This window comes from Azospirillum sp. A23, assembly GCF_042938965.1.
Taxonomy (GTDB): Bacteria; Pseudomonadota; Alphaproteobacteria; order Azospirillales; family Azospirillaceae; genus Azospirillum; species Azospirillum melinis.
Genome location: NZ_CP170667.1, coordinates 2,278,099 through 2,304,335, shown reverse-complemented (window position 1 = coordinate 2,304,335; position 26,237 = coordinate 2,278,099). Strand labels below are relative to the sequence as shown.

Here is a 26,237-nt window from a genome sequence, read left to right as displayed (position 1 = left end):
GCGGTCGCCGCAAACAACTCGGGGGCCGCATCAACCGACACGGCGCCCGCCTTTCACCCCCGACAAACCCGTCAACCCTACTCCACGGGGTAAGGCGGCTTCGTGTAGCCGGCCGGCGACAGGGTGAAGATCTCCGCCCCCTCAGCCGTCACGCCGATGGAATGCTCGAACTGGGCGGACAGCGACTTGTCCTTGGTCACGGCGGTCCAGCCGTCGCCCAGGATCTTCACGTCCGGACGGCCGGTGTTGATCATCGGCTCGATGGTGAAGATCATGCCTTCCCGCAGAACCAGACCTTCGCCCGGCTTGCCGTAATGCAGGACCGACGGCGGCTCGTGGAAGACGCGGCCGACGCCGTGGCCGCAGAAGTCGCGCACCACCGAGAAGCGGTGGGATTCCGCGAAGGTCTGGATGGCGTGGCCGATGTCGCCCAGCGTGGCGCCCGGCTTCACCGCGGCGATGCCGATCATCAGCGCGTCATAGGTGACGTCCACCAGCTTGCGCGCCTTCACGCCGACGTCGCCGCACAGATACATGCGGCTGCTGTCGCCGTACCAGCCGTCGACGATCGGCGTGACGTCGATGTTCAGGATGTCGCCATCGACCAGACGCTTGTCGCCGGGAATGCCGTGGCAAACGACGTGGTTGACCGAGATGCAGTTGGCGCGCGGAAAACCGCGATAGCCCAGCGGCGCGGGAATGCCGCCATGGTCGCGGATGAACTGCTCCAGCAGGCGGTCAAGCTCGCCGGTGGTGACGCCCGGCTGCACATAGGGGACGATGTAGTCCAGTGCCAGCGCGGCCAGACGACCGGCCTTGCGCATGCCTTCGAATCCCTCCGGACCATGAAGGCGGACGCGGTTGGATTCGACGTGATCCTGTTCCAAGACGAAAGCCCCTATGCCAGGTAACCAAAAGCCGGATGCCGAAGACCTGCCGCCGCAACTCTAAAGCCGGATCGGCAGCGGCCGGTCCAATTCAATCGATTCGGGCGTGATCGCGCAAGACCAACACAGCGCCTCCACCCCCGAATCCAGTGCGCGGCGCAGTCCGTCATGATAGGCCGGATCGAGATCGGCCGCCGTGCGGAAATGGGAACAATCGCCGCGCTGGACAAGGTAGAGCATGACCGCGCGGCAGCCCTGCGCCACCATCGCCGTCATCTCCTCCAGATGTTTGGCGCCGCGGACGGTGACGCAGTCCGGAAACTCGGCGGCGTCGCCATGCGGGCCGTCGGGGCGGCGCAGATGGACGTTCTTCACTTCGACATAGGCGGGAGGCCTCATAGAGAGATGATTGGCTCCAGGCTTGGCCGGATCGTCCTCCAGCAGCACGTCGATGCGGCTGTTGCGGCCGTATTTCACCTCGCGCCGCAGCCGGTCGTAGCCGGTCAGCTCCGGGATGGTGCCGGCGGAAATCGCGGCTGCGACCAGGGCGTTGGGATGGCCGGTGTTGACGCCGACCAGCCCCTCGCCCGAGGGGGCGGCGGCCTCCACCAGTTCCAGCGTGTGGGCCAGCTTGCGTTTGGGGTTGTCGGAGCGCGACAGCCAGACGGCGGAGCCCGGACTGTCCAGGCCGATCATGCTGCCGGAATTGGGGACATGCACCGTCACCTCCACCCCGTCCAGCAGGACGTCGGCAAGGAACCGCTTGTAGCGGCGGATCAGGCGGCCTTGAAGAAGGGGCGTGGGAAAGCGCATCTTGGCGGCGACGCTACCCTTGCCCCTCCCGCCCGACAAGAGCGTTCCGATGGAGACCCCCGCCAGATGACGTCCGAAGCCGCCGCGATCCCGCCCGGAACCAACCCGACCGCCGCCGTGCTGGTGATCGGCAACGAGATCCTGTCGGGCCGCACCAAGGACGCCAACTTGGGGCATATCGCCGAAAAGCTGACGGAGATCGGCGTGCGGCTGCGCGAGGCACGTGTGGTGCCGGACGTGGAGGAGGAGGTCGTCGCCGCGGTCAACGCCCTGCGCACCCGCTACACCTATGTCTTCACCACCGGCGGCATCGGTCCGACCCACGACGACATCACCGCCGCCTGTGTCGCCAAGGCCTTCGGCGTGGCGCTGGAGCGCAATCCGGAGGCCGTTGCCCGGCTTGAGCGTCATTACGCCGCCGGCCATCTGAACGAGGCGCGGCTGCGCATGGCCAACGTCCCGGCCGGCGGCATCCTGATCGACAATCCGATCAGCCAGGCGCCGGGCTTCCAGATCGGCAATGTCTTCGTCATGGCCGGCGTGCCCAACATCATGCGGGCGATGCTGGACGGCATCCTGCCGCGGCTGGCCGGCGGCCCTGCTCTGCATGCCCGCACGGTGGCCTGCGAACTGGGAGAAGGCGTGATCGCCGCCGAGCTGTCTGCCTTGCAGGACCGCAATCCGGCGTTGGAAATCGGTAGCTATCCTTACTTCCGCAACGGCTTCTTCGGCGTCAGCCTGGTGCTGCGCGGCACCGACGAGGCTGAGGTGACGGGCGCGGCCGATGAGCTGGCGGAGATCATCCGCGGTCTTGGCGGCACGCCGACCGTCACGGTCGGTACGAAAGGATAGTGGCGGGTATGACGGCTGCTCTGACGAGGGATATGTCGGCGGATCGATTGCCGTGGACCGATTCGGTCCTACATTAATTTCCTGTTATCCGCACCATGCCCGCCGCGGGAGCCCCGCCATGAAGAGCTTCGAGAAAGCAGCGTTGCTGTTTCTTCTCCGCCATCTGTTCGCCGGCATCGCCGGCGCCGTGGTGCTGGCAAGCGGGCTGTTGTGGTTCGACGTCGCCAAGCTGGCGACCCTGATCGGCAGCAGTGAATACGGCATCACCGCCACGGTGATGCTCTATGCCGGCCTGATGCTGACCTTCGGCAGCGTGTCGATGGGAATCGGCATCATGACGATGAACGAGGACACCCGTCCCTAACGCCGCGGCATGAGGCTGGCGCAGGGCCGCTGTCAGTTGCCGAACGGTCCGAAGCGGTCGTAAATCCAGACAAGGGCGACGATCAGCGCCAGCCACAACGCTGCATTGCGCAGCACCGCCCCGCGGTTGCGGCGAAGGGCCGCCGGCACCACGAGGACCGCGACCATCAGCAGCGCCACCAGCGACATCCATTGCGTCTCGCTCACGCCGTCTCCTTTCCGTCCCCGACCTGGTCCGGGCCGGCCCCAGTTGCGCATCCTTCGATATGGGAATGCCTGCGGTTTTGCGAAGGCCCCTTGACCCACAGCCCCGCGATTGTCTAAGTCATGACCACGGAACGGTGCGTTGCATATCCTGGTATGCAATCTCCGCGGGCAACGCGGGACCGCTTCATGGACATGAGCTTTGCCGTCGTCGGTCCGGTGCGCCAGCATCGGCTTGCAATGGCAGAGTCCGGGGCGCGGGCGTGGCGAAACCGGTAGACGCAAGGGACTTAAAATCCCTCACCTCTTGGTATGTGGGTTCGAGTCCCACCGCCCGCACCATATTGACGACGCTGTTAAATTTCAGTCCTGCCGCTGGCTGGCGGCGATACGGCAATAACTTCGGGCCAGCGGCCGGCGGCCTCACCGCAGCTCCACCGTGCCGCAGCTGCGCCGATGGGCCAGCAGACAATCCTCGGTCTTGGACTGATGCATCAAGGCGCCCATCAGCCAGTATCCCAGACCAAGGACGATCATGACGGCGATGGCCGCGCCGACATTGGCGGCGAGGCGGGTGCGGTCGTCATCGGGCGGCATGTCGGGCGTCACTTCCTGCCCGGCTTTCGTTTCGTCCGGCCGTTGGCCGCTTCCCCCTCCTTGCGTTGAAGGAAAAGGCGGCCGGCTTGCATCGCTGCCGCACGGTTGAGGTAACTGCCACACTCGAACCGCTGGCCGTCGAACGTCACGGTGAGGGTGAAGCTCTGCGGTCCGGTTTCGTCGACGACGATGGGGGAAGAGTCCGCGGAAGGAACGGGGGCGGGCTTCATTCGACGGTCCCTGCATATCTGTCTGTGACCGACAGACACATACGTCCGCCGTGACGCGCAGGCCAGCGGCTTTGAGGGGGACTTGTCAGCGCTCCATCGGGCCGCCGGCATCGGTCCAGGCGGAAAAGCCGCCGCGCAGACGATTGATGGTGCCGGTGTGGCCGGCGGCCATCATGCGCTCGGCAGCGGGACCGCAGCGTCGCCCTCCCTGGCAATGGAAAACCACATGCTTGCCGGGTTCGGTCGGGACGCGCGACGGGTCGAACCGCGACAGCGGGTTCAGGATGGCGCCGGGGATATGGCCGGCGGCGTGCTCATGCGGTTCGCGGACATCGACGATCACCGCCTCGCCCCTGGCCTGCCATTGAATGGCGGTCTGCGGATCGACCTGCAGGATCCCGTCGGCGCCTCCCTGCTTGTCGGGCTGCGCGGTCGGGAACAGGCGTCGCATCAGGGAGCAGAGGAACATCGGAGTCGATCCTTGAAAGGGGATTGCGGGGCGGGCGGCGGCATCGGAGGAAAAAGGACCGGTGGACCGCCCTTGATCAATAAATTAGCATACACTAATATAAAGTCAATGGGACGATGCTCTCCGTAGTTCGCGTTCGCCTTTCCTCCAAGGCGATTCCGGCTAGCCGGCGACTCGGCAGTCCGGCGAGCGTCCATTCACCACCAGGAGATGACCCATGCACAAGAACTGGCCGCAGATGACCGGCGAGCTGTCCGGCGCCATCCGTGAACTGCGCGGCGGCGCCCCGGAGGTCATGAAAGCCTTTTCCGGGATGGCCCAGGCGGCGCTCAAGGCAAATGCGCTGGACACCAGGACCAAGGAACTGATCGCGCTTGCCATCGCGGTGGCGATCCGTTGCGACGGCTGCGTCGCCTTTCATGCCGAAGCGGCGATGAAACAGGGGGCGAGCCGCGACGAGGTGATGGAGGCGATGGGGATGGCGGTCTATATGGGCGCCGGGCCGTCGGTGATGTATGCCGCCCAGGCGGTCGAAGCATTCGACCAGTTCACCGAAAAGGCGGCCGTCTGACCGGAACCGCGATCCCATAGGACGGGACCGGGTGGTGCGGGCGGTCGGACTCGAACCGACACTCCTTGCGGAACCGGATTTTGAGTCCGGCGCGTCTACCAATTTCACCACGCCCGCAGCGACGCCTCTTCTAGCGCAACAGTCCGCAAACGGAAAGTGTAAAAGAACGGGCGTCCGGGCATCCCGGTTCGCTGTCCCGGTCCGGGACGCCTCGACCCCCCGCCCCAACCCCAGCCCGCGGCGACGCAGCCACGGTGCCGCTTATTCCCTGCCGATGCCGCCGCCCTGTCATGCCGTCGCAGGCGTGCTGCGGGCGTTGCGGACGGCTGGCCGAACGGCCCCGCACGCGCTACCTTGTCGGCCATGATGACGAAGCCCTTCCTCTCCCGTGCCTTCGAAGATCCCCGCATCGCCGCCCTCCTGCTGGCCCTGGCCAGCGCCGGGGTGCTGCTGTCGGCCCTGTTCTTCCAGTTCGTGCTGAATTACCAGCCCTGCGTGCTGTGCATCATGCAGCGCTGGCCCTATGTGGCGGTGATGGTGCTGGGGTTGGTGACCTGGCTGTTCCGCCGCTGGAAGGGGCTGGGCGACGCGCTGCTGGTGGCGAGCGGGCTGGCCCTGCTGGCCGGTGCCGGCATCGCCGCCTATCATGTCGGGGTGGAGCAGCATTGGTGGGCCGGCACCTCGTCCTGCGGCGGCTCGGCCGCAGCCAATTCGCTGGAGGCGCTGCGCGCCCAGGTGCTGGCCGCCCCGGTCACCCGCTGTGACGAAGTGGCGTGGTCGCTGTTCGGGATCTCCATGGCGGGCTACAACGTGGCGATCTCGCTGGCGCTGGCGGCCTACGCCTTCGCCGCGGCACGCATCGCCTACACCCGCACCCCGGTGTCGAGGACCGCATTGTGAGTGAAACGACGTCTCCCACCGCCATTTCCCGTCATGGCGCCCCCCGTCATGGCGCATTGCCCGGCGACCTGCCGCGGCGCGACCGGCTGGCCCGCATCGTCCGCGTCGACCATGCCGGCGAATATGGCGCCAAGCGCATCTATGAGGGCCAGATCGCCGTCATGGGCAAGGGCCGCCACGGCAAGACCCTGCGCCACATGGCCGAGCAGGAGCTGGTTCATCTCGAATATTTCGAAAAGCAGCTGAACCGGCGCCGGGTGCGGCCGACCCTGCTGCAACCCCTGTGGCACGTCACCGGCTTCCTGTTGGGCGCCGGCACCGCGATCCTCGGCGAACGGGCGGCGATGGCCTGCACCGTCGCGGTCGAAGAGGTGATCGAGGAGCATTACGAGGCGCAGCTGCCTCATCTCGGCGGGGAAGAGCAGGAGCTGTCCGACAGCATCCGCAAGTTCCAGGCGGAAGAGGTCGAGCACCGCAACATCGGCTTGCAGAACGAGGCGGAGCGCGCGGCGGGCTATCCGCTGCTGTCGGCGGCGATCAAGGCCGGCACGCGGGCGGTGATCTGGGTGGCGGAACGGGTGTGACGGGGCGGATGCAGGGGCCGGCAGCGGCCCCCATCCGTTGACACCGCGGCGCCAGCCCTTACATCGGATCCAGTTCCGAGTCCCAATAAAGAAAATCCCGCCAACTTTCATGGAGGAAGTTTGGCGGGAAGGCGCGTCCGTTCTCTTGCAGCTCGTAGGCACTGGGCTGGAAGGGCGGACTGAGGGGGATCATGCCGCAGACGTGGGGGAGGCGGTCGCCTTTCGCCAGATTGCAAGCCGAGCAGGATGTTATGACGTTTTCCCACGTTGTCCGACCGCCGCGGGACCGTGGAATCACATGGTCGAAGGTCAGGTCGTGGGTGGGGAAGGGGCGGCCGCAATATTGGCAGGTGAAGCGGTCGCGCAGGAAGACGTTGAAGCGGGTGAAGGCCGGGCGCCGCGTGGCCGGGATGAACTCTTTCAGCGAGATGACGCTGGGCAACTGGACTTCGAAACTTGGGGATCTGACGACCCGGTCATAGTGCGATACGATGTTGACCCGTTCCAGAAAGACCGCCTTGACCGCTTCCTGCCAGGACCATAGCGACAAGGGGAAGTAACTGAGCGGGCGGAAATCCGCGTTCAGCACCAGAGCCGGACAGTGATCGGGTGGTGGAGCCAATGGCCACTCCCTTGTCTGAGACCGTGTCTGGATCCCGGCACGCGACACTGCTGCGGCACCGTGCGCGGGGTCGTGTCTGCTGTACCCCGGCGGCCAAATCGTCCTCCGGGACAACCAGATACATAGTGGATCGGGGGCCGAGACTCAATATCTTGACCCGGTGGGTCCGAATTTCTTCACCGTTGTGTAACCTTTTTCGCGCTGTGGGCAAGCCGGGAGCGGCGGGGATGCGGTCAACCGGCACCACCCGCGGTGGCTGTGACATCGGCAAAAAACAGTCGCGCCTGCCTTGCGCGCTTACCCCTCGTTAACCATGACGGCGCGATGGTGGACCTCGTTGATCCAAGCCGATCCCGCCGGTCCGAACCGGCCGGAAGCGACCCCGAGGAAAGTCCGCCATGACCGCCGTCATCATCGACCTCGCCCAGAAGCGCCGTGAACGCGAGGAGCGTGAGCGCCAGATCCGCATCGATGCGTTCGACCGCGAGCTGCGCCGCCGTCTGGCGCTCTATCTGGAAGGCGAAGAGATCCCGGTCGAGCCGATCCGCGACAATCCCTATATCTGATCCGCCCTTATGTTTGATCGGCTCTCCTGTCCGATCTGCGCTTACATCCAATGCGCGCCAGCCGTTATAAAGCGGGAATGAGCGATCTCGTCACCCGCTTCGCCCCCAGCCCCACCGGGCGTCTGCATCTGGGCCATGCCCATTCCGCGCTGTTCGGCTGGACCGCCGCCCGCAGCGCCGCCGGCCGCTTCCTGTTGCGGATCGAGGACATCGACCCCAACCGCTGCCGTCCGGACCACGAGCACGAGCTGATCGAGGATCTGGCGTGGCTCGGCCTCGACTGGGACGGTCCGATCCGCCGCCAGTCCGACCATTTCGACGATTTCCGCACCGCTCTGGCCCGGCTCGAGTCGCTGGGCGTGCTCTATCCCTGTTTCTGCACCCGCAAGGACATCGCCGCCGAGATCGCGCGGGCCGGTGCGGCTCCGCACGGTCCCGACGGGCCGCTCTATCCCGGCACCTGCCGTCATCGCTCCACCGCGGAGCGCGCCGAACGGATCGAGCGGGGCGACGCCTGGGCGCTGCGACTCGATGTGGAGGCCGCCTGCCGGCTGACCGGGCCGCTGCGCTGGCACGACCGGGCGCAGGGCTGGCAGCAGGGGACGCCGGATCTGCTGGGCGACGTGGTGCTGGCGCGCAAGGACACGCCGACCAGCTATCACCTCAGCGTCACGGTCGACGATCATCTCCAGGGCGTGACTCTGGTCACCCGCGGCGAGGATCTGTTCTTCGCCACCCACCTGCACCGGCTGTTGCAGGCTTTGCTGGGCTACGACCCCCCCGACTACCACCATCACGGCTTGCTGCGGAATGCAGCGGGCGAGCGGCTGGCCAAGCGCGACCGCGCCCAGTCCCTGCGTTCGTTGCGGGACGAAGGCCGCAGCCCGGCCGAGGTGCGGGCGATGGCGGGATTCGCAGGATTAGGGCTCGGGTCCGAGCCGTACGTGCCGTCGCCGGGCCGGAGCTAAGGGTGTACGGGGGACGTACCGCGTGTGTACGTCCGCCCCTGATGCTCACGCCGGCTGCACTCAGTCCAGTTGCAGCACGATCGCCTTCAGATAGGCCGACTCGGGCAGGTGCGGGTGGACCGGATGGTCGGGCCCGGCGCCGGCACTGCGCAGGATGCGGCCGGTGCGGCCGGCGTCGTTCAGACCGCGGGCGACCAGTTCGGCGAAGGTCGGCGGATCGACATTGTGACTGCACGACCCGCAGAGCAGATAGCCACCGGGGGCGGTGATCTTCGCCGCCAGACGCGCCATCTTGCGGTAGGCGCGGCTGCCGGCTGCCAGATCCTTCTTCGACTTCACGAAGGCGGGCGGATCGGCGACCACCACCTGGAAGGTCTCGCCGGCGGTGCCCAGCCGCTCCATCTCCTGGAAGGCGTCGGCCTTGCGCGCCTCGAAGCGGTCGGCGACGCCGTTCGCCTCGGCGGCGCGGGTGGCGTTCTCCAGAGCCAGGGCGGAGCGGTCGACCGCGATCACCTGGGTGGCGCCGGCCACCGCGCACTGGATGCCGAAGCCGCCATTGTAGCTGTAGAAGTCGATGGCCCGGCCGCCCTTGGCCAGCGAGGCGATGAAGGCGCGGTTGTCGCGCTGGTCGTAGAACCAGCCGGTCTTCTGGCCGTCCAGCGGGTTGGCGAAGAAGGTGGCGCCGTTCTCTTCAAGGCGGATCGAGCCGTCGATCTCGCCCTTGGCCAGCCGGGTCTCCTCCGCCAGCCCTTCCAGCGCGCGCTGGCTGCCGTCGTTGCGCAGGATGACGGCACGCGGCGCCATCACCTCGTCGATGGCGGCCAGGATCTCGTCGATCCGGCGGTCCATGAAGACGGAGTTGGCCTGCACCGTCACCACATCGTCGAAGCGGTCGACGATCAGCCCGGGAAGCCCATCGGCCTCGGCATGGACGACGCGGTAGAAGGGACGGCTGAACAGCCGGTCGCGCAGTTCGACCGCGCGGCGCAGCCGGTCGGCGATGAAGGCCTGATCCACCACGGTCGCCGGGTCGCTCGACAGCAGCCGGGCGGCGATCAGCGTGTGCGGATTGAAGGTGTAGATGCCCAGCGGCGTCCCGCCGGGGTCCAGAAGCCGCACCGGGCTGCCGGGCGGCACCGCCTTGGCGGTGGTGTCCATCTGGACTTCGTTGGAATAGACCCAGGGATGTCCCTGCATGACGCGCCGCTGGCGGCCGGACTGCAGATGGATAGCCGGGTATTTCTTGACGGGTTTGGTGCCGGTGTCGCTCATGGGCCCGCATCCTAGCGGCAAATCGGCGGCGCGCAATGGCTGCGGTGGTCGGTCCAGTCCATGCGGCTCCGCCCGGCCTCTACTCCGCTCCGGTGGTGCTGTCCGGCTCACCGCAACTCACCAGCATGGATCGCCAGCCAAACGGTCGGCCCCCCGGTGGCGATGGCGGCGGTGGCGGCGACGCGATGGCGGGTGCGGGCGGGCAGCAGCGCCCAGTCGCCGGGGGACAGCAGGCGGTCGTCCTCTCCCTCCACCTGCAAGGTGGCAGCGCCTGCGACCAGCAGGACGAACTCGTCCCAGTCCTGATCGTACCAGAAGCCGTCAGGGGAGGACTGGCCGGTGGAGACGATCCGCTCGATCCGCGAGCCGGGCAGCGCCGCCAGGGTGGTGAAGAGTTCGTCGGGCTGCGGACTTGCGGGAAGTCCCTCCAGCAGACTGCCGAATCGCGCTCCGCTCATCTGGGACGTTCCCCCTCGATGTTGTCTTTGAATGACCAGGGCCGGCAGGCGCTACTCGGCGTCGCGCCGCCCCTCCGCCGGCGTCAGGGCATTGTCGTTGACCACCGCCAGATCCTTGCAGAAGCGGATCGTTTCCTGCCGGTGCCCTTCGGTGCGGAAGCAGTCGGGGATCGGGTCGCGGCGGGAGCCTTGAAGGGAATCGGGCCGGGCGAAACGGTCGGGCAGGGTGGTGTGGATGGCGGCGCAGCCCAGCCGCCGGGCCAGCCCCTCCATCGCCTGCAACAGGGCTTCCGCCACGCCGGCGACGTCGAACAGGTCGAGCACGACGAAGTTGTCGACGCACAGCGTCCGCCCGTGCAGCAGATGCGGTTCGGCCGTGTAGGAGAACAGACCGTGCAGATACCCTTGCGCGTTCTGCACGGTCATGATGCCCCGGCTCGCCGGCAGGTGGCCATCTCCGCTGCCCTCCAGGGTTGCGCTGTCCAGAACCGCTGCGGCAAATGCGCGCCATTGGTCGACCCCCAGGCCCGGTGCCATGGCGCAGACCAGTGGGTAGGCCTGGTCGATCTGGCGCCGACCAAGGGGTTTAGCGATGAAACCGTCGTCCATTTCAGCCCGGCCGATTGCAAGGACACTGAACGATGGCAGCCCCGGGGCGGAAGGGTCGTTGACGTAGATCAATGTTGCTGAACCCCCCCATACACATAGTGGGCGCCATTGGAGACAGGCGCGCCCGGCGTCCCTTTCGGCATTTCCGAGTGCAACCTGTCCCGCTCCTTAACAGTACGTACCCAGTGGTGGTGCAACCCAGAAGGCGCGGCCCCGCGGCCGCCCGGGGCAAACGGGAGAGATTGTATGACATCAGCGACTCTGACTTCAGGGGCCACCCTGGGCAGCCAGCGGGTGTCGGAAGACGTGCGTTACCATGAGGACGCCATCCGACTCTTCGTGATCGCTGCAGTGTTCTGGGGCGTGGTCGGTTTCCTGGCCGGCACCTTCATCGCTCTGCAGCTGGCCTTCCCGGCGCTGAATCTCGGGCTGGAGTGGACGAGCTTTGGGCGCCTGCGCCCCGTCCACACCTCGGCCGTGATTTTCGCGTTCGGCGGCAATGTGCTGTTCGCCACTTCGCTTTATTCGGTCCAGCGGACTTGCCGTCAGTATCTCTTCGGGGGCGAAGGGCTGGCGAAGTTCATCTTCTGGAACTACAACGTCTTCATCGTGCTCGCGGCGCTGAGCTATGTCCTGGGCTTCACCCAGGGCAAGGAATACGCCGAGCCCGAGTGGATCCTCGACCTGTACCTGACGGTCACCTGGGTGCTCTATGCGGTCCAGTTCATCGGCACGGTGATGACGCGGCGCGAGTCGCACATCTATGTGGCGAACTGGTTCTTCATGGCGTTCATCCTGACCGTCGCGATCCTGCACATCGGCAACAACATCAACATCCCGGTGTCGCTGTTCGGGATGAAGTCCTACACCTTCGTGTCGGGCGTGCAGAGCGCCATGGTGCAGTGGTGGTACGGCCACAACGCGGTCGGCTTCTTCCTGACCGCCGGCTTCCTGGGCATCATGTACTACTTCGTGCCCAAGCGCGCCGAGCGGCCGGTCTATTCCTACCGCCTGTCCATCGTCCACTTCTGGACCCTGATCTTCCTCTACATCTGGGCCGGTCCGCACCACCTGCACTACACCTCGCTGCCGGACTGGGCGCAGACGCTGGGCATGACCTTCTCCGTCATGCTGTGGATGCCGTCCTGGGGTGGCATGATCAACGGCATCATGACCCTGTCGGGCGCCTGGGATAAGCTGCGCACCGACCCGGTCCTGCGTTTCCTGGTCACCTCGGTCGCCTTCTACGGCATGTCGACCTTCGAAGGCCCGCTGATGTCGGTCAAGCCGGTCAACGCCCTGTCGCACTACACCGACTGGACCGTCGGCCACGTGCACTCCGGCGCTCTCGGCTGGGTCGCCTTCGTCTCCTTCGGCGCGATCTACTATCTCGTGCCGGTGCTGTGGAAGCGCTCGCAGCTCTACAGCATGCGTCTGGTCAGCTACCACTTCTGGACCGCCACCATCGGCATCGTGCTCTACATCACCGCCATGTGGGTGTCGGGCATCATGCAGGGCCTGATGTGGCGCGCTTACGACAACCTGGGCTTCCTCCAGTACTCCTTCGTGGAGACCGTCGCGGCGATGCACCCGTTCTACGTGATCCGCGCGATGGGCGGCGTCCTGTTCGTCACCGGCGCTCTCATCATGGTCTACAACCTGTGGCGCACGGCGAAGGGCGATGTCCGCATCGAGAAGCCCTATGTCACCACGCCGCACAAGGCGACGGTCGGCGCGGCCTGACGCTAGGGAAGGATGCGAGAAATGGCTCAGGATAAAAAGGGCTTCAGCCACGACCTGATCGAGCGGAATACCCTTCTGCTGATCGTGCTCGTGCTGATCACCGTGTCGATCGGCGGTCTGGTTCAGATCGTCCCGCTCTTCACCATCGAATCGACCATCGAGAAGGTGGAGGGGGTCCGTCCTTACTCCCCGCTCGAACTGGCCGGGCAGAACATCTACCTGCGCGAAGGCTGCTACAACTGCCACAGCCAGCAGATCCGTCCGTTCCGTGACGAGGTCGAGCGCTATGGCCACTACTCGCTGGCGGCGGAGTCGATGTACGACCATCCGTTCCAGTGGGGCTCCAAGCGTACCGGTCCCGATCTGGCCCGCGTCGGCGGCAAATACTCCAACGCCTGGCAGGTCGCCCATCTGGTGAACCCGCGCGCAGTCGTGCCGGAGTCGATCATGCCGACCTACGGCTGGATGAAGGAGCGTCCGCTGAGCTACGGCGACATCGGCGACCACCTGAAGACGCTGAAGATCGTCGGCGTTCCCTACACCGACGAGCAGATCGCCAACGCCAAGGCCGACCTGGAAGCGCAGAAGAACCCCGACGGCGACACCGCCGGGCTGATGAAGCGCTACCCGAAGGCCGTGGTGGCGAACTTCACCGGCGAAAAGACCGTCACCGAAATGGACGCTCTCGTCGCCTACCTGCAAGTGCTGGGCACCATGGTGGACTTCACCAAGTACCAGTCCAAGCAGCTGCAGCAGTAATCGGGGGAGGAATCCATGGACTTGGATTCGATCACGGTGATGCTTCGGTCCTTCTGGACGGTGTGGTTGATGCTGCTGCTGACGGGCATCCTGGTTTACGCCATGTGGCCCGGCAACCGCCGCACCTTCGACGACGCCGCCCAGATCCCGCTCAAGGATGATGGTCAGGAGCTTTAGACCATGGCACAGAATTACAAGGACGAGCTGTCCGGCGTCGAGACCACCGGCCACGAGTGGGATGGACTGCGCGAGCTGAACAATCCGCTGCCGAAGTGGTGGCTGTATCTCTTCTACGTCTGCATCGCCTGGGCGATGGTGTACTACGTGTTCTACCCGGCCTGGCCGCTGGGCAAGACCTACACGAAGGGCATCCTGGGATATTCCCAGCGCGAGGAGCTGGACACCAGGCTGGCGGAAGCGAAGGCCGGCCAGGCCAAGTACCTGACCGCCATCGCCGCCAAGTCGGTCGACGAAATCCAGAAGGACAAGGACCTGCTGGGCTTCGCGATGGCCGGCGGCCGGTCCTACTTCAACGAGAACTGCGCCGCCTGCCACGGCGCCGGCGGCCAGGGTGCCAAGGGCTTCCCGACGCTGGCCGACGACGTGTGGCTGTGGGGCGGCTCCTCGGCCGACATCTACAAGACCATCCAGCACGGCATCCGCTCGGATGACGGCGACACCCGCGGCACGCCGAACGTCGGCATGACCGCCTTCGGCAAGGACGGCATCCTCAACCGCGACCAGATCGATCAGGTCACGGACTATGTGCTGTCGCTGAACGGCAAGACCGCCGATGCGGGCAAGGCCGCCAAGGGCAAGACCGTCTATGACGAGAACTGCGCCGCCTGCCACGGCGACGCGGCCCAGGGTTCGGTTGCCGCCGGTGTCGACGGCGTCGGCGCTCCGCCGCTGAAACAGGCCAACTGGCTCTACGGCAACGACAAGCAGACGCTGGTCGAGACGGTGACCAACGGCCGCGCCGGCGTCATGCCGGCCTGGTCCAAGCGTCTGGACGATGCGACGATCAAGTCGCTGGCCGTCTACGTCCACAACCTGGGCGGCGGCAAGTAGTCTAACGTCCGGGGCTAACGTCCGGGCGGACCGTTGCGGAACCGACCGGAAAGGGCGTCGGGGAGGTCACTCCCCGGCGCCTTTTTCTTTGCGGGACATGCGGGGGGCCGGCGGTTTCGTTAACTTCCTGTCATTTGATCCATCGCAATGTACCTGCGGCAATCGGTCGCCATAGTTCCCGCGATCACACGCCGCCGACCAGTCGAAGGGCAGCCAGCGACCATGAGCATCAGCACCACCACCGGAAACCGCCCCCTCCCCCCGAAACGCCTGAAGGCGCCGCGCCAGCCGGGATGGTACATCCCCTGGATCTTCGTCGGCGTCTTCATGGTCGTCCTGGCGGTGAACGGGGTGATGGTCCATTTCGCGGTGTCGAGCTGGACCGGGATCGAGACCGAGAACCACTTCATCAAGGGGCTCGGCTACAACAACGATCTGGCCGGAGCCCGCGCCCAGGCGGAACGCGGCTGGCAGGTCCAGCCGGACTTCACCAGCACCGAACCGCGCAAGGGCGTGATCGCCATCACCGTCCGCGACAAGCAGGGCCAGATCCTGAAGGACGCCGCCGTCACCGTGACGATGATCCGCCCGATCTCCGAGGGTCATGACAAGACCCTCTCGCTGCCCTATCTGGGCGAGGGCCGCTATGGCGCCCCGGTGGAGCTGGACCTGGAAGGCCAGTGGGACATGCGATTCGTCATCACCCACGCCACCGGCGACTATCAGGACCGGAAGCGCGTCTGGGTGCAGTGACGGCGTGCCGCGACCGGGACAGCCAGGGTGATGTCGAGATGACCGTCTGCCTCCATTGCGGACAAGAGCTTGGCGACAATGCGCAGGCCGGCAGCCCGACTGCCGGCGATGGCGCCGGGCCGTTCTGCTGCACCGGCTGCGCCGCCGCCTACGACCTTGTCCGCGGGCTGGGGCTGGAGCGCTATTACGAGCGCCGCAGCGTCGATCCCACCGCCCGCCCGTTGCGTCCCGACGATGCCCCGGCGGTCGATTACGAGCCGCATGCCCGTGATGAGCAGGACGGCAGCCGCAGCCTTCACCTGATGGTCGACGGCATGCAGTGCGCGGCCTGCGTCTGGCTGATCGAATCGGCACTCAACCGCCAGCCGGGCGTCGCCCAGGCCCGCATGAACATGACCACGCGCCGGCTGACCGTGCGCTGGACGCCCGAGGCGACCGACGCCAACGCGGTGGTCGGCACCGTGGCCCAGCTGGGATACCGCGCCGTTCCCTTCGACCCCGACCGGCTGGGCGGCGCCCAGGCGAAGAGCGAGAAGGAACTGCTGCGCGCCATGGCGGTGGCCGGCTTCGCCATGGGCAACGTCATGCTGCTGTCGGTGTCGGTCTGGGCCGGCCACAGCCAGGGCATGGGCACCGCCACCCGCGACCTGATGCACTGGATTTCGGCGCTGATCTGCATGCCGGCCATCGCCTATGCGCTGCGTCCCTTCGCGCGCTCGGCGCTGTCGGCTCTCCGCCATGGCCGCACCAACATGGATGTGCCGATCACAATCGGCGTGCTGCTCGCCACCGGCATGAGCCTGTTCGAGACCATCCACAGCGGCGAGCACGCCTATTTCGACGGCGGCGTCATGCTGCTGTTCTTCCTGCTGGTCGGCCGCTACCTCGACCAGCGGGCGCGCGGCCGGGCGCGGTCGGCGGCCGAACAGCTGCTGGGCCTGCGCGCCAACGCCGTCACCATCCTGAACGCGGACGGCACCAGCGCCGTGGTGGCGCCGGAGCAGGTCGTCCCCGGCACCGTCATCCTGGTCGCGGCCGGCGAGCGCATCCCCGTCGACGGCCGGGTGTCCGACGGCGTGTCCGACCTCGACACCGGCCTGATCACCGGCGAGACGGTGCCGGGCACCGCGCGGCCGGGCGATCAGGTCTTCGCCGGCACCCTCAACCTGACCGCCCCCCTGCGCCTGACCGTCACCGCTGTGGGGGAGGGCACGCTGCTGGCCGAGATCGTCCGGCTGATGGAGGTGGCGGAGCAGGGCCGCGCCAAATATGTCGCCATCGCCGACCGGGTGTCCCGCCTCTATGCCCCGGTGGTGCACCTGACCGCGCTGACCACCTTCGCCGGCTGGATGCTGCTGGGTGGTGTGGTGTGGCAGGACGCGCTGATGAACGCCATCGCCGTGCTGATCATCACCTGCCCCTGCGCGCTGGCGCTGGCGGTGCCGGTGGTGCAGGTGATTGCCAGCGGCCGGCTGATGCGCCAGGGCACGCTGCTGAAGAGCCCGACCGCGCTGGAGCGGCTCGCCGCCATCGACACGGTGGTGTTCGACAAGACCGGCACCCTGACCGAAGGGCGCCCGGTGCCGCAGATCGACGATTTGCCGGCGGAAGGGCTGTCGGCGGAGGATCTGGCGCTGGCGGCCTCGCTCGCCGCGGCCAGCCGCCACCCGCTGGCCCGTGCGCTGGCCGCCGCAGCACCCGAGGTGCCGGTGGCAGCGGGCGTGCGCGAGATCGCCGGCGCCGGCCTGTCCCTCCAGACGGCGGATGGCGAGGTGCGGCTGGGCAGCCGCCGCTTCACCGGCGCGCCGCTGGAGGCGGAGGACGCCGCCGGTCCGGAACTGTGGCTGGCCCGTCCGGGCGAGGAGCCGCGGCGGATCGTCTTCCTCGACGCCCCGCGCCCCGACGCCGCCGCGGTGGTGGCGGCGCTGAAGGCGCGCGGGCTGGAGGTGAAGCTGCTGTCGGGCGACCGCCGGGGCGCGGTGGCGGCGGTGGCGGCGCGGCTGGGCATCGCCGACTGGCGGGCCGAACAGACGCCGGCCGACAAGACCGCGGCGCTGGCCGAACTGGCCGGGCAGGGCCGCACCGTGCTGATGGTCGGCGACGGGCTGAACGACGCCCCGGCGCTGGCCGCCGCCGCGGTGTCGATGTCGCCCTCCACCGCGGTGGATGTCAGCCAGACCGCGGCCGACGTGGTGTTCCAGGGCCGGCTGCTGCGCCCGATCGTCGAGACGGTGGAGGTTTCTCGCCGGTCCGGCCATCTGGTCAGGCAGAATTTCGGGATCGCCCTGGTGTATAACCTGTGCGCCGTGCCGCTGGCGATGGGCGGCATGCTGACGCCGCTGCTGGCGGCGCTGGCGATGTCGTCGTCGTCGCTGATCGTCATTCTGAACGCGCTGCGGCTGGCCCGCGGCGCCGTCGTCAAGGATCTTCCCGTGCGGGACATCGCCGTTCGGGAACTGCCGGGTAAGGATTCGGGTGATGGACGAGCTTCTCTATCTGATCGCGATCGCGCTGAGCCTGGGCGGGCTGGGACTGGCGGCCTTTCTGTGGGCGCTGAAGTCCGGCCAGTTTGACGATCTGGACGGGGCGGCCCACCGCGTCCTGTTCGACGACGATCTGCCGTCGGCCCCCCGCGCGGGCGGTGAACCGGCCAAGCCGGCGGAGGCCGTGCGCGGGCAATAGTGCCAAATCCCGTATGGGCATAGAAAAGGTTGTATGCGTGCAAGGTTGCGATTCTGAGCGATTGCCACCAATATGGGCCCATGCGGAATGAAAGGCTGGGTTCCTCCATGCCACCTTTTGATACGGTTCGCGCTCGGGAAAAGAGCGCTGCGACGGAAATGAATCCCTGCGGGGCCTGTCCCGTGCGCAGCCTGACGGTGTGCGCCGCGCTGGAACCCGAGGAATTGCGCCGTCTTGCCGACATTCTGCAGAATGTGCGCATCGATGCCGGCCACACCCTGTTCGCCGAGGGCGACGCATCCGATGCGCTCTACAACGTCACCTCCGGGACGGTGAAGCTGTACAAGCTGCTGCCGGACGGGCGCCGCCAGATCACCGGATTCCTGGTGACCGGCGATTTCCTCGGTCTGGCGGTCAACGACAGCTATGCCTACACCGCCGAATCGGTGACCAGCGCCTCGCTCTGCCGCTTCCCGCGCAAGAAGATCGATGCGCTGCTGGAGGAATTCCCCAAGATGCAGCGGCGCCTGTTCTCGATGGCGTCGAACGAGCTGGCCGCCGCACAGGACCAGATGCTCCTGCTCGGCCGCAAGACGGCGAAGGAGAAGATCTGCTCCTTCCTGCTGATGCTGTCGCAGCGCGCTGCGCGCCGCGGCCACAAGGAAAATCCGGTCTTCGTGCCGATGAGCCGTGCTGACATCGCCGACTATCTGGGCCTGACCACCGAAACCGTCAGCCGCACCTTCACCCAGTTGAAGACCGCCGGGGTGATCTCGCTTCAGGAAGGCAACAAGGTCCTGATCGCCGACATCGACGCGATGTACGATCTGGCCGAAGGGGCCTGAGGCAGGGCGCTCCGTCTTTTCCGGGAGCGCCGTCTCGGGGAGCGGCTGCTTTCTGCTCCCGCTTACTCCCGACCGACCGGCCGCAGCTCGAACAGCAGCCAGACCAGCATCGACACCACCAGAATGGCGCCGGCCTGATGGGCGGCGGCGATGGGCGTCCACACCACGGTCAGCAGTGTGGCGACGCCCATGGCGATCTGCAGCAGGACCATGGCGCCCGACGCCAGTGCCGCGCGGCCGGCGCGTCCCGGCAGGCGGGCGTTCAGGACCCGGGCGGCCAGCACCAGGACGACCACGCCGGTCAGGATCGCCAGCATGCGGTGGATCAGCTGGATCGCCGCGGTGTTCTCGACCGGGTTGAGCCACCAGGGGGTCAGCGTGTCGACCTCCGGCGGGATCCAGTGGCCGTTCATCAGCGGGAAGCTGTTGTAGGCGAAGCCGGCATCCGACCCGGCGACGAAGGCGCCCCAGACGATGGTGACGGCGACCAGACCCAGCGCCCAGCGGGTGTGACGGCGCAAGGACGCCGACTCCGGCCGCCAACCCGCCATCGGCAGCGGATCGATCAGGCCCAGCGCCGTGCGCAGAAGCAGGGCGTAGATCAGGATGGCGGTGCTGAGATGCAGGGCCAGCCGGTAATGGCTGACGTTCGGCGAATCGACCAGCCCGCTCTTCACCATGAACCAGCCGATGCCGCCCTGGAGCCCGCCCAGCAGGAACAGGCCGGCCAGCTTCGGCCACAGCTCCGACGAGATGCGGCCCTGCATCCAGAAACGCAGGAAGGGGATCAGGAAGGCGAAGCCGATCAGCTGGCCCCACAGCCGGTGGAACCACTCCCACCAAAAGATCGATTGGAAGCCCGCCAGATCCATGTGGCTGTTGTAGATGCGGAATTCCGGCGTCGCCTTGTACAGGTCGAAGACCCGGTTCCATTCCGCCGAGGACAGTGGCGGCAGGATGCCGATCAGCGGTTTCCATTCCACCATCGACAGGCCGGATTCCGTCAGCCGGGTGATGGCGCCGATCACGGCCATGGCCAGCACCATGGCGGCGCAGACCAGAAGCCAGACGGCGATGGGCCGGTTCGGATTGGGGCGGGTGGCGGCGGCGAGGCTGTCGGAGGCAAAGGCGGTCAAGGCGGCATTCCGGAGCGCGGCGGTGGGATGTCCGCAAATGTGGGGCGAACATCCCGTCCCGTCAAACGGCTCGTGCCCGGCGCCTGCCGGAATGCCGGATCACACTCGGATATCAGGCCCGGATATCAGGCCCGGATATCAGGCCAGGATCAGGGGGTGCCGTCCGCGGTGGTGACGCCGTCCTGCGGCTGGGCGGTCTGACTCTGGAACAGCGCCTCTTCGGCCGCGCGGCGGGCGACGAGGCCCGGCAGCTTGGTCGGCGTCCCGTTCACCGTGGCATAGACCCAGCGGCCGAACTGGCCGGCGGCGCCGGCATAATCGCCCTCGTTCAGCAGCTTCAGCAGGGTCGAGCTTTCCAGGCTGCCGGCGCCGAGGTTGAAGACGAAGGACGCCAGCGCGCCGCGCTGGTCCGCGTTCAGCGGCACCTTCACCAGGGCGTCGACATGACCGGCGGCCTGGGCCAAGTCGGCGGCGAGGAAGGCATCGGCCTGCTCGACGGTGATGGTCTGCCCCATCGTCACGCCGGCGGTATGGCCGTAACCGATGGTGGGAACGCCGGCCGGGCACAGATAGGCGTTGAGGTAGAGGCCTTCGAAATGCTTCACAAGATCGACCGCGGCTTGGCAGACCGGCTGGGTGGTCATGGATGGAAACTCCCGGTTGGCGCGCCGGGCGGGGTGGTGCCGCCCGTATCGGCGGCGATCCTATGCGGAATTCGCGCAAGGCGGGAGTATCGATTTAAATTTGTCGCGAATTGCGGAGATGTGGCTGCGGAGAATGCGCAACAGGAGAAACGAGTGCGGGATCGGGCCGAGAGACTCAGGGCGATAGGGTTTGGGCGGCGCCGAACAGCACGAACAGGGCGAACAGCAGGGCGAACAGGCCGGCGATGGTGGTGAACTCCAGCAGAGCCTCCACCAGCCGGTTCTCGTGATCCCGCCACCGTGCCCGCTTGCCCGATCCGGGAGCGGAGGCGATTCGGGCCGGCCGCTTGTATTGGAGGCGGTCGGCCGTATGAGTCCCGGTCCAGCCGTCCGCCCGCCGCTTCGCCATCATCGCGCCCTCCACCTCTCCAGTGCCGATTTCTCTAAAATTTTAGGAAATTCCGGCGGGTGGCGCTGTGACGGCAATCACAGGCGTGACGTGCGGGAGGCGAGGGGGCAATTGGGGGATCGCGTGGAGTTGCCGGTGTTCGGTTCCGTCCTTTCGCTGTCCCGGCGATGCGTCCGCTGCCGGAAGGGTCGGCTTCTTCTGTGACCGTTCGAAGAAATTTGCCCGCACCGGCTGTCTGCCGCAATGAGGGGATATGATTTGAAATCAATGTGTTATAGACGGGGCTGGAGGAGTGTTGCAGGCATTTGCGGCAAATTCCGAAACGAGCCTCTTGAATCCACAATCCGCTTCGATTAGCTGTCTGGCACTCGCCGGGATGGAGTGCTAACAGCCGCCGCCCGCGCCAATTTCCGTCAGAACCAAGCCTTGATCCAAGGAGGCATTCCATGAAGTTCCGCCCGCTGCACGACCGCGTCGTCGTCAAGCGTCTGGAGTCCGACACCAAGACCAAGGGTGGGATCATCATCCCCGACACGGCCAAGGAAAAGCCGCAGGAAGGCGAGATCATCGCCGTCGGCCCGGGCGCCCGTGACGAGTCGGGCAAGGTCGTGGCGCTGGACGTCAAGGCCGGCGACCGCATCCTGTTCGGCAAGTGGTCGGGCACTGAAGTGAAGATCGAAGGCGTCGATTACCTGATCATGAAGGAATCCGACATCATGGGCGTCATCGAGGCCTAAGTCCTCCGCCTGTACCCTTCGAAATTTACACGTTAAAGGAATCGAGACATGGCTGCCAAAGACGTCAAGTTCGGCCCCTCCGCGCGCGAAAAGCTGCTGCGTGGCGTTGACATCCTCGCCGACGCCGTGAAGGTCACGCTGGGCCCGAAGGGCCGCAACGTCGTGATCGAGAAGTCCTTCGGCGCTCCGCGCATCACCAAGGACGGCGTGTCGGTCGCCAAGGAAATCGAGCTGGCCGACAAGTTCGAGAACATGGGCGCCCAGATGGTCCGCGAGGTCGCCTCGAAGACCAACGATCTGGCCGGTGACGGCACCACCACCGCCACCGTCCTGGCCCAGGCCATCGTCCGCGAAGGCGTGACCAAGGTCGCCGCCGGCCTGAACCCGATGGACCTGAAGCGCGGCATCGATCTGGCCGTCTCGACCGTCGTCGCCGACATCCAGGCCCGCGCCAAGAAGGTCACGACCAACGACGAGATCGCCCAGGTCGGCACCATCTCCGCCAACGGCGAAGCCGAGATCGGCAAGATGATCGCCCAGGCGATGGAGCGCGTCGGCAACGAAGGCGTCATCACGGTGGAAGAGGCCAAGAGCCTGGACACCGAGCTGGACGTCGTCGAGGGCATGCAGTTCGACCGCGGCTACCTGTCGCCGTACTTCGTGACCAACGCCGACAAGATGGTCGCGGACCTCGAGAACCCCTTCATCCTGCTGCACGAGAAGAAGCTGTCGGGCCTGCAGCCGCTGCTGCCGGTTCTGGAAGCCGTCGTCCAGTCCTCGCGTCCGCTGCTGATCATCGCCGAGGACATCGAGGGTGAGGCGCTGGCCACGCTCGTCGTGAACAAGCTGCGCGGCGGCCTGAAGATCGCCGCCGTCAAGGCTCCGGGCTTCGGCGACCGCCGCAAGGCGATGCTGGAGGACATGGCCATCCTGACCGGCGGCCAGGTCATCTCCGAAGACCTCGGCATCAAGCTCGAGAACGTCACGCTCGACATGCTGGGCACCGCCAAGAAGGTCGTGATCTCCAAGGAGACCACCACCATCGTCGACGGCGCCGGCGACAAGGCCGACATCGAAGCCCGTTGTGGCCAGATCCGCGCCCAGGCCGAGGAGACCACCTCGGACTACGACCGCGAGAAGCTGCAGGAGCGTCTGGCCAAGCTGGCCGGTGGCGTCGCCGTCATCCGCGTCGGCGGTGCGACCGAGGTCGAGGTGAAGGAGCGCAAGGATCGCGTTGACGACGCGATGCACGCCACCCGCGCCGCGGTGGAAGAGGGTGTGGTCGCCGGCGGCGGCACCGCCCTGCTGTACGCCTCCAAGGCCCTGGACGCCCTGACCCCGGTCAACGACGAGCAGCGCGTCGGCATCGACATCATCCGCCGCGCCCTGCAGGCCCCGGTCCGTCAGATCGCCTACAACGCCGGCACCGACGGCTCGATCGTGGTTGGCAAGCTGCTCGACCAGACCGACACCAACTTCGGCTACGACGCCCAGAAGGGTGAGTTCACCGATCTGGTCGCCGCCGGCATCATCGACCCGGTGAAGGTGGTTCGCACCGCCCTGCAGGATGCGGCCTCGATCGCCGGCCTGCTGATCACCACCGAGGCGATGATCGCCGAGAAGCCGGAGAAGAAGGCTGCTCCGGGCGGCATGCCGGGCGGCATGGGCGGCATGGACGACATGGGCTTCTAATAGCCTGACGTCCGACCGTCCTTCGGTTCGGAAAGGGGCGCCTCCGCAAGGGGGCGCCCTTTTCCTTTGCCCAGATGGCGGGGAGGGAGGCGGAGTGCCACCCCGTTCCTGAAATGGCCCAACCCTCAAATGTCAAGGCGAAGTCCGCCTTGCTTTGCCGCGGTCGCCTCCCAATAATCCGCCCCTCTCTTGCCGGGCACCCCAGCGTGGGGCGCCGGCCTCCTGACTTCCGTATTTTTAAACGAGGGCCTGTTCCATGCGCTCCTTCGAGGGCCAGCATTCCGACAACGTCGCCATCAAGCGCACCCGCGAGCAGAAGCAGCGTCAGCTGGTTCAGCTCAAGGAGCAGCTGGCGACGCTGAAAGCCCACGCGGCCCCCGCCATCCGTGAAGCGTTGGTCAAGCGCATCGCCGAACTCGACGCCGAGATGCGCCAGCCCGCCAAGCCTGCCCGCGAGGGCCGTGAAGGCCGCGAAGGCCGGGGTGGTGAAGGCCGCGAGGACGCGCCGCGCCATCCCCGCCGCGAAGCCCGCGCAAGCGTCTTCCGTGCCGAGGACAGCAGCGACCGCAGCGCCGCCGTGACCGCGGCTAGCGTCTTCGCCTCGCCCCGCCGCCGCAGCTGAACGCACGGGACAGCGCCATGCCCGCCGACCGCACCGCCTCCGTCAAGGGATCCCGTCTCGCCGATCAGGCCTGGCTGCTGATGATGCTGCCGCCCCTGTTCTGGGCGGGCAACGCGGTCCTGGGGCGTGCGGTCGCCGGGTCGGTGCCGCCCATCGGGCTGGCCTTCTGGCGCTGGTTCCTGGGCATGCTGGTGGTGCTGCCCTTCGCCTGGCCGCATCTGCGCCACGACATCACGCCGATCCTGGCGCGGTGGAAGAGCGTGCTGCTGCTGGGCACGCTCGGCATCGGCATCTACAACACCTTCCAATACATCGCGCTCAACACGACGACCGCGCTGAACTGCGTGATGCTGCAGTCGTCGATGCCCGTGATGATCGTGCTGATGAGCCTCGTCCTGTTCCGCGACCGGATCGGGGCGATGCAGGGGGTGGGGATCGCCGTCTCGCTGGTCGGCGCGATGACCCTGATCTCGCACGGCGATCCGGGAACCCTGCTGGGGCTGGAGCTGAATGCCGGCGACGTCTGGATGCTGGCGGCGGTGGTGATCTATGCCGCCTACACCACGCTGCTGCGCCGCCGGCCGGCGATCCACGGGCTGAGCTTCGTCGTCGTCACCTTCGCCATCGGTGCGGTGGAACTGCTGCCCTTCTATGTCTGGGAGAGCGTGAGCGGCCACCCGGTCCAGGCCAGCGGCATCACGCTGCTGGCGGTCGGCTACACCGTGCTGTTCCCGTCCATCGCCGCCTATCTCTGCTTCAACCGGGCGGTGGAGCTTCTCGGCCCCAACACCGCCGGCCTCGCCATCCATCTGGTGCCGGTCTTCGGCAGCCTGCTGGCCATCCTGTTCCTGGGCGAGCAGCCGCACCTCTACCATGGGATCGGCATCGCCCTGATCGCCGCCGGCATCCTCCTGGCGACCCGCCGCCGCGCCTGAGCGGCCACAGGGTTGCAGCCGGAAAGGCTGCGCGGAACGTTAAATTCCCACGAAGATAATTTTTGAACCCGGCGATCACAACAAACGATCCGAGCGGCTTTGCTTGTCTTGTGATAAAGTTTGGCCAGCGTTGCCTGTCGGCGGATAGGTCGTCCGGGTGCGGAGTTTGCGAAAATACTTGTGGTGTTCGCCGTTTGGTTTCGGGGTGCCCCGTGGGATAGCGCATTGATCGGCGTTCTTGTTGTGGTTTTCGCCGGTGTAGTATCCCTGGTATCCTTTTAGACATGCCCGCTATCCCTCGCGATTGCGGCGGTCAATAAGGGATGACCGCTAAAATGTCGGTCATGGCGGCGGTTCGGACACGGATCGGTCGTCATGGAGAGCCGGCGCTGTTCGCCGGCCCGATGTGGTGGAGGTCCCAAGATGCCCCTGCAAATTTCCGCGCCCGCTTATCCGCAAACCACCTGCCTCGTTCACATCGTCGATGGCGACCTGATGTCGCGCAGCACGCTTTCGCGGGCGCTGGGCGCGGTCGGTATCGCCTGCCGTGTCCACAGCACCGCCGCCGATGCGCTGGCCGTGCTGGGCACCGGGTCCTCCTGCATCGTCCTGCGCAGCGACCTGCCGGACATGACCGCCATGGAGTTCATGGCCGAGGCCTCGCTGCACGGTCACGACCTGCCGGTCCTGGTGATGACCGAGCAGGGCGACGTCGACGCCGCCGTCGCCGCGATGAAGGCCGGTGCGGTCGACTGCATCGCCCGTCCCTTCGCCATCCCGGCCTTCCTGGAGCGGCTGCGCGCCTGCCTGGCGTCCGGCAGCCCGCATGCCCAGCAGCGCGACCGCAGCCGCGACGCCGTCCGCCGGCTCGCCCTGCTGAGCCGCCGCGAGTCGGAGGTTCTGGAACTGATCGTCGAGGGCAAGCAGAGCAAGACCATTGCCTGGGAACTGGGGATCAGCATCAAGACGGTGGAGGTCCACCGCGCCCGCATCATGGAAAAGACCGGCTGCCGCTCCATCGTCGGCCTGGGCCGCCTCTGGGAGTCGGCGGAGATCCTGCGCGCACGCGACCTGCCGCATCCCATGTCCATCCGCCAGCCGGCCCCGGCCGCACTGATGGAGGTGGCGGCATCCTGATGCCGCCGTCCTTGCCGGATTGCGGCTCCGTCGGACACGGCCGGTCGAAAATTGCAGGCCGACGAGTGCTTTCCGTGGGCTTGACCGGAAGAGGATTGTAAAGTTCC

At 66.7% G+C, this 26,237-nt stretch carries 33 protein-coding genes and 2 tRNA genes; 21 read left to right on the top strand and 14 right to left on the bottom strand.

Translation table 11 applies throughout. The features are described from left to right. Positions 1-77 precede the first annotated feature (77 nt). A complete protein-coding gene (map, locus tag ABNQ40_RS28330) occupies positions 78-887 on the bottom strand; it encodes a type I methionyl aminopeptidase (protein ID WP_109048409.1) in 810 nt (269 codons plus the stop codon). A gap of 60 nt (positions 888-947) precedes the next feature. After that, a complete protein-coding gene (sfsA, locus tag ABNQ40_RS28325; RefSeq protein WP_109048408.1) occupies positions 948-1,700 on the bottom strand; it encodes a DNA/RNA nuclease SfsA in 753 nt (250 codons plus the stop codon). 66 nt (positions 1,701-1,766) lie between these two features. On the opposite strand from sfsA, the gene ABNQ40_RS28320 reads away from it, so the two are divergent. Continuing rightward, the gene (locus tag ABNQ40_RS28320) at positions 1,767-2,552 is read left to right on the top strand and encodes a molybdopterin-binding protein (protein ID WP_109048407.1); all 786 of its coding nucleotides are present in this window, start codon (positions 1,767-1,769) and stop codon (positions 2,550-2,552) included. Between the two features lie 118 nt (positions 2,553-2,670). Then, complete coding sequence (locus ABNQ40_RS28315) at positions 2,671-2,916, top strand: hypothetical protein (protein WP_109048406.1); 246 nt, start codon at positions 2,671-2,673, stop codon at positions 2,914-2,916. 32 nt (positions 2,917-2,948) lie between these two features. On the opposite strand, the gene ABNQ40_RS28310 is transcribed toward ABNQ40_RS28315, so the two are convergent. Continuing rightward, the gene (locus ABNQ40_RS28310) at positions 2,949-3,122 is read right to left on the bottom strand and encodes a hypothetical protein (RefSeq protein WP_199235251.1); all 174 of its coding nucleotides are present in this window, start codon (positions 3,120-3,122) and stop codon (positions 2,949-2,951) included. Positions 3,123-3,376: 254 nt separating this feature from the next. Between ABNQ40_RS28310 and ABNQ40_RS28305 the strand changes: the two genes are divergently transcribed. Beyond that, a tRNA-Leu gene (locus ABNQ40_RS28305) sits at positions 3,377-3,461 on the top strand. An 81-nt stretch (positions 3,462-3,542) separates the two neighbouring features. Here the strand turns inward: ABNQ40_RS28305 and ABNQ40_RS28300 are convergent. The 3 genes from ABNQ40_RS28300 to ABNQ40_RS28290 form a co-directional block, all read right to left on the bottom strand. Next, a complete protein-coding gene (locus ABNQ40_RS28300) occupies positions 3,543-3,716 on the bottom strand; it encodes a hypothetical protein (RefSeq protein ID WP_158285536.1) in 174 nt (57 codons plus the stop codon). Between the two features lie 8 nt (positions 3,717-3,724). Beyond that, positions 3,725-3,946 (bottom strand): hypothetical protein, encoded by a 222-nt coding sequence (locus ABNQ40_RS28295; RefSeq protein ID WP_109048405.1) that lies wholly within the window; start codon positions 3,944-3,946, stop codon positions 3,725-3,727. A gap of 85 nt (positions 3,947-4,031) precedes the next feature. Next, complete coding sequence (locus ABNQ40_RS28290; protein ID WP_109048404.1) at positions 4,032-4,415, bottom strand: rhodanese-like domain-containing protein; 384 nt, start codon at positions 4,413-4,415, stop codon at positions 4,032-4,034. Between the two features lie 217 nt (positions 4,416-4,632). Between ABNQ40_RS28290 and ABNQ40_RS28285 the strand changes: the two genes are divergently transcribed. After that, positions 4,633-4,986: a carboxymuconolactone decarboxylase family protein gene (locus tag ABNQ40_RS28285; RefSeq protein ID WP_109048403.1), complete on the top strand. Its 354-nt coding sequence runs from the start codon at positions 4,633-4,635 to the stop codon at positions 4,984-4,986. 32 nt (positions 4,987-5,018) lie between these two features. Here the strand turns inward: ABNQ40_RS28285 and ABNQ40_RS28280 are convergent. After that, positions 5,019-5,103 (bottom strand) — tRNA-Leu (locus ABNQ40_RS28280). Positions 5,104-5,349: 246 nt separating this feature from the next. On the opposite strand from ABNQ40_RS28280, the gene ABNQ40_RS28275 reads away from it, so the two are divergent. Both ABNQ40_RS28275 and ABNQ40_RS28270 read left to right on the top strand, forming a co-directional pair. After that, entirely contained in the window at positions 5,350-5,886 is a 537-nt protein-coding gene (locus ABNQ40_RS28275) for a disulfide bond formation protein B (RefSeq protein WP_247879580.1), read from the top strand. Beyond that, the gene (locus ABNQ40_RS28270; protein ID WP_109048089.1) at positions 5,883-6,470 is read left to right on the top strand and encodes a demethoxyubiquinone hydroxylase family protein; all 588 of its coding nucleotides are present in this window, start codon (positions 5,883-5,885) and stop codon (positions 6,468-6,470) included. The genes ABNQ40_RS28275 and ABNQ40_RS28270 overlap by 4 nt, the downstream gene beginning before the upstream one ends. Positions 6,471-6,528: 58 nt before the next feature. On the opposite strand, the gene ABNQ40_RS28265 is transcribed toward ABNQ40_RS28270, so the two are convergent. Then, complete coding sequence (locus ABNQ40_RS28265) at positions 6,529-7,092, bottom strand: HNH endonuclease (protein WP_109048088.1); 564 nt, start codon at positions 7,090-7,092, stop codon at positions 6,529-6,531. A 398-nt stretch (positions 7,093-7,490) separates the two neighbouring features. On the opposite strand from ABNQ40_RS28265, the gene ABNQ40_RS28260 reads away from it, so the two are divergent. Further along, positions 7,491-7,658, top strand: a complete 168-nt coding sequence (locus ABNQ40_RS28260) for a hypothetical protein (protein WP_014248815.1) — start codon at positions 7,491-7,493, stop codon at positions 7,656-7,658. A gap of 77 nt (positions 7,659-7,735) precedes the next feature. Beyond that, positions 7,736-8,626, top strand: a complete 891-nt coding sequence (gene gluQRS / locus ABNQ40_RS28255) for a tRNA glutamyl-Q(34) synthetase GluQRS (protein WP_109048087.1) — start codon at positions 7,736-7,738, stop codon at positions 8,624-8,626. Between the two features lie 60 nt (positions 8,627-8,686). Here the strand turns inward: gluQRS and ABNQ40_RS28250 are convergent, their stop codons facing one another. The 3 genes from ABNQ40_RS28250 to ABNQ40_RS28240 all read right to left on the bottom strand — a co-directional run bounded on the left by ABNQ40_RS28250 (position 8,687) and on the right by ABNQ40_RS28240 (position 10,965). Next, the gene (locus tag ABNQ40_RS28250) at positions 8,687-9,898 is read right to left on the bottom strand and encodes a class I SAM-dependent rRNA methyltransferase (RefSeq protein ID WP_109048086.1); all 1,212 of its coding nucleotides are present in this window, start codon (positions 9,896-9,898) and stop codon (positions 8,687-8,689) included. 107 nt (positions 9,899-10,005) lie between these two features. Next, complete coding sequence (locus ABNQ40_RS28245) at positions 10,006-10,356, bottom strand: cupin domain-containing protein (RefSeq protein WP_109048085.1); 351 nt, start codon at positions 10,354-10,356, stop codon at positions 10,006-10,008. Positions 10,357-10,407: 51 nt separating this feature from the next. After that, complete coding sequence (locus tag ABNQ40_RS28240) at positions 10,408-10,965, bottom strand: hypothetical protein (RefSeq protein ID WP_109048084.1); 558 nt, start codon at positions 10,963-10,965, stop codon at positions 10,408-10,410. 246 nt (positions 10,966-11,211) lie between these two features. Here ABNQ40_RS28240 and ccoN point away from each other — a divergent pair, with 246 nt between their 5' ends. The 8 genes from ccoN (at position 11,212) to ABNQ40_RS28200 (ending at position 18,818) form a co-directional block, all read left to right on the top strand. Next, positions 11,212-12,708: a cytochrome-c oxidase, cbb3-type subunit I gene (gene ccoN / locus ABNQ40_RS28235; protein ID WP_098740635.1), complete on the top strand. Its 1,497-nt coding sequence runs from the start codon at positions 11,212-11,214 to the stop codon at positions 12,706-12,708. A 21-nt stretch (positions 12,709-12,729) separates the two neighbouring features. After that, on the top strand, positions 12,730-13,467 hold the full coding sequence (gene ccoO / locus ABNQ40_RS28230; RefSeq protein ID WP_109048083.1) for a cytochrome-c oxidase, cbb3-type subunit II: 738 nt from the start codon (positions 12,730-12,732) through the stop codon (positions 13,465-13,467). A 15-nt stretch (positions 13,468-13,482) separates the two neighbouring features. Continuing rightward, positions 13,483-13,644, top strand: coding sequence for a cbb3-type cytochrome c oxidase subunit 3 (locus ABNQ40_RS28225; protein ID WP_012972963.1), 162 nt, complete (start codon positions 13,483-13,485; stop codon positions 13,642-13,644). A gap of 3 nt (positions 13,645-13,647) precedes the next feature. Next, the gene (gene ccoP, locus ABNQ40_RS28220) at positions 13,648-14,538 is read left to right on the top strand and encodes a cytochrome-c oxidase, cbb3-type subunit III (RefSeq protein ID WP_109048082.1); all 891 of its coding nucleotides are present in this window, start codon (positions 13,648-13,650) and stop codon (positions 14,536-14,538) included. A gap of 222 nt (positions 14,539-14,760) precedes the next feature. After that, positions 14,761-15,291: a FixH family protein gene (locus tag ABNQ40_RS28215; protein ID WP_098740632.1), complete on the top strand. Its 531-nt coding sequence runs from the start codon at positions 14,761-14,763 to the stop codon at positions 15,289-15,291. 38 nt (positions 15,292-15,329) lie between these two features. Then, positions 15,330-17,864, top strand: coding sequence for a heavy metal translocating P-type ATPase metal-binding domain-containing protein (locus ABNQ40_RS28210; RefSeq protein ID WP_109490731.1), 2,535 nt, complete (start codon positions 15,330-15,332; stop codon positions 17,862-17,864). Next, positions 17,770-17,973 (top strand): cbb3-type cytochrome oxidase assembly protein CcoS, encoded by a 204-nt coding sequence (gene ccoS / locus ABNQ40_RS28205; RefSeq protein ID WP_109048081.1) that lies wholly within the window; start codon positions 17,770-17,772, stop codon positions 17,971-17,973. Before ABNQ40_RS28210 ends, ccoS begins: the two co-directional genes overlap by 95 nt. Before the next feature lie 182 nt (positions 17,974-18,155). Then, entirely contained in the window at positions 18,156-18,818 is a 663-nt protein-coding gene (locus ABNQ40_RS28200; RefSeq protein WP_244592885.1) for a Crp/Fnr family transcriptional regulator, read from the top strand. 62 nt (positions 18,819-18,880) lie between these two features. Here the strand turns inward: ABNQ40_RS28200 and ABNQ40_RS28195 are convergent, their stop codons facing one another. From ABNQ40_RS28195 to ABNQ40_RS28185, 3 genes are all read right to left on the bottom strand, one after another. Then, positions 18,881-19,954: a COX15/CtaA family protein gene (locus ABNQ40_RS28195; protein WP_109048080.1), complete on the bottom strand. Its 1,074-nt coding sequence runs from the start codon at positions 19,952-19,954 to the stop codon at positions 18,881-18,883. Between the two features lie 149 nt (positions 19,955-20,103). After that, complete coding sequence (locus tag ABNQ40_RS28190) at positions 20,104-20,598, bottom strand: lysozyme (RefSeq protein ID WP_109048079.1); 495 nt, start codon at positions 20,596-20,598, stop codon at positions 20,104-20,106. 175 nt (positions 20,599-20,773) lie between these two features. Continuing rightward, positions 20,774-21,010, bottom strand: coding sequence for a hypothetical protein (locus tag ABNQ40_RS28185; protein ID WP_109048078.1), 237 nt, complete (start codon positions 21,008-21,010; stop codon positions 20,774-20,776). A gap of 443 nt (positions 21,011-21,453) precedes the next feature. Here ABNQ40_RS28185 and groES point away from each other — a divergent pair, with 443 nt between their 5' ends. From groES to ABNQ40_RS28160, 5 genes are all read left to right on the top strand, one after another. Next, positions 21,454-21,744, top strand: coding sequence for a co-chaperone GroES (gene groES / locus ABNQ40_RS28180; protein ID WP_042702035.1), 291 nt, complete (start codon positions 21,454-21,456; stop codon positions 21,742-21,744). Between the two features lie 48 nt (positions 21,745-21,792). Next, positions 21,793-23,436, top strand: coding sequence for a chaperonin GroEL (gene groL / locus ABNQ40_RS28175; RefSeq protein WP_109048077.1), 1,644 nt, complete (start codon positions 21,793-21,795; stop codon positions 23,434-23,436). 256 nt (positions 23,437-23,692) lie between these two features. Continuing rightward, on the top strand, positions 23,693-24,058 hold the full coding sequence (locus tag ABNQ40_RS28170; protein ID WP_109048076.1) for a hypothetical protein: 366 nt from the start codon (positions 23,693-23,695) through the stop codon (positions 24,056-24,058). 17 nt (positions 24,059-24,075) lie between these two features. Continuing rightward, positions 24,076-24,993, top strand: a complete 918-nt coding sequence (locus ABNQ40_RS28165; RefSeq protein WP_109048075.1) for a DMT family transporter — start codon at positions 24,076-24,078, stop codon at positions 24,991-24,993. Positions 24,994-25,416: 423 nt separating this feature from the next. Continuing rightward, the gene (locus ABNQ40_RS28160; RefSeq protein WP_109048074.1) at positions 25,417-26,130 is read left to right on the top strand and encodes a response regulator transcription factor; all 714 of its coding nucleotides are present in this window, start codon (positions 25,417-25,419) and stop codon (positions 26,128-26,130) included. The last annotated feature ends 107 nt before the right edge of the window (positions 26,131-26,237 follow it).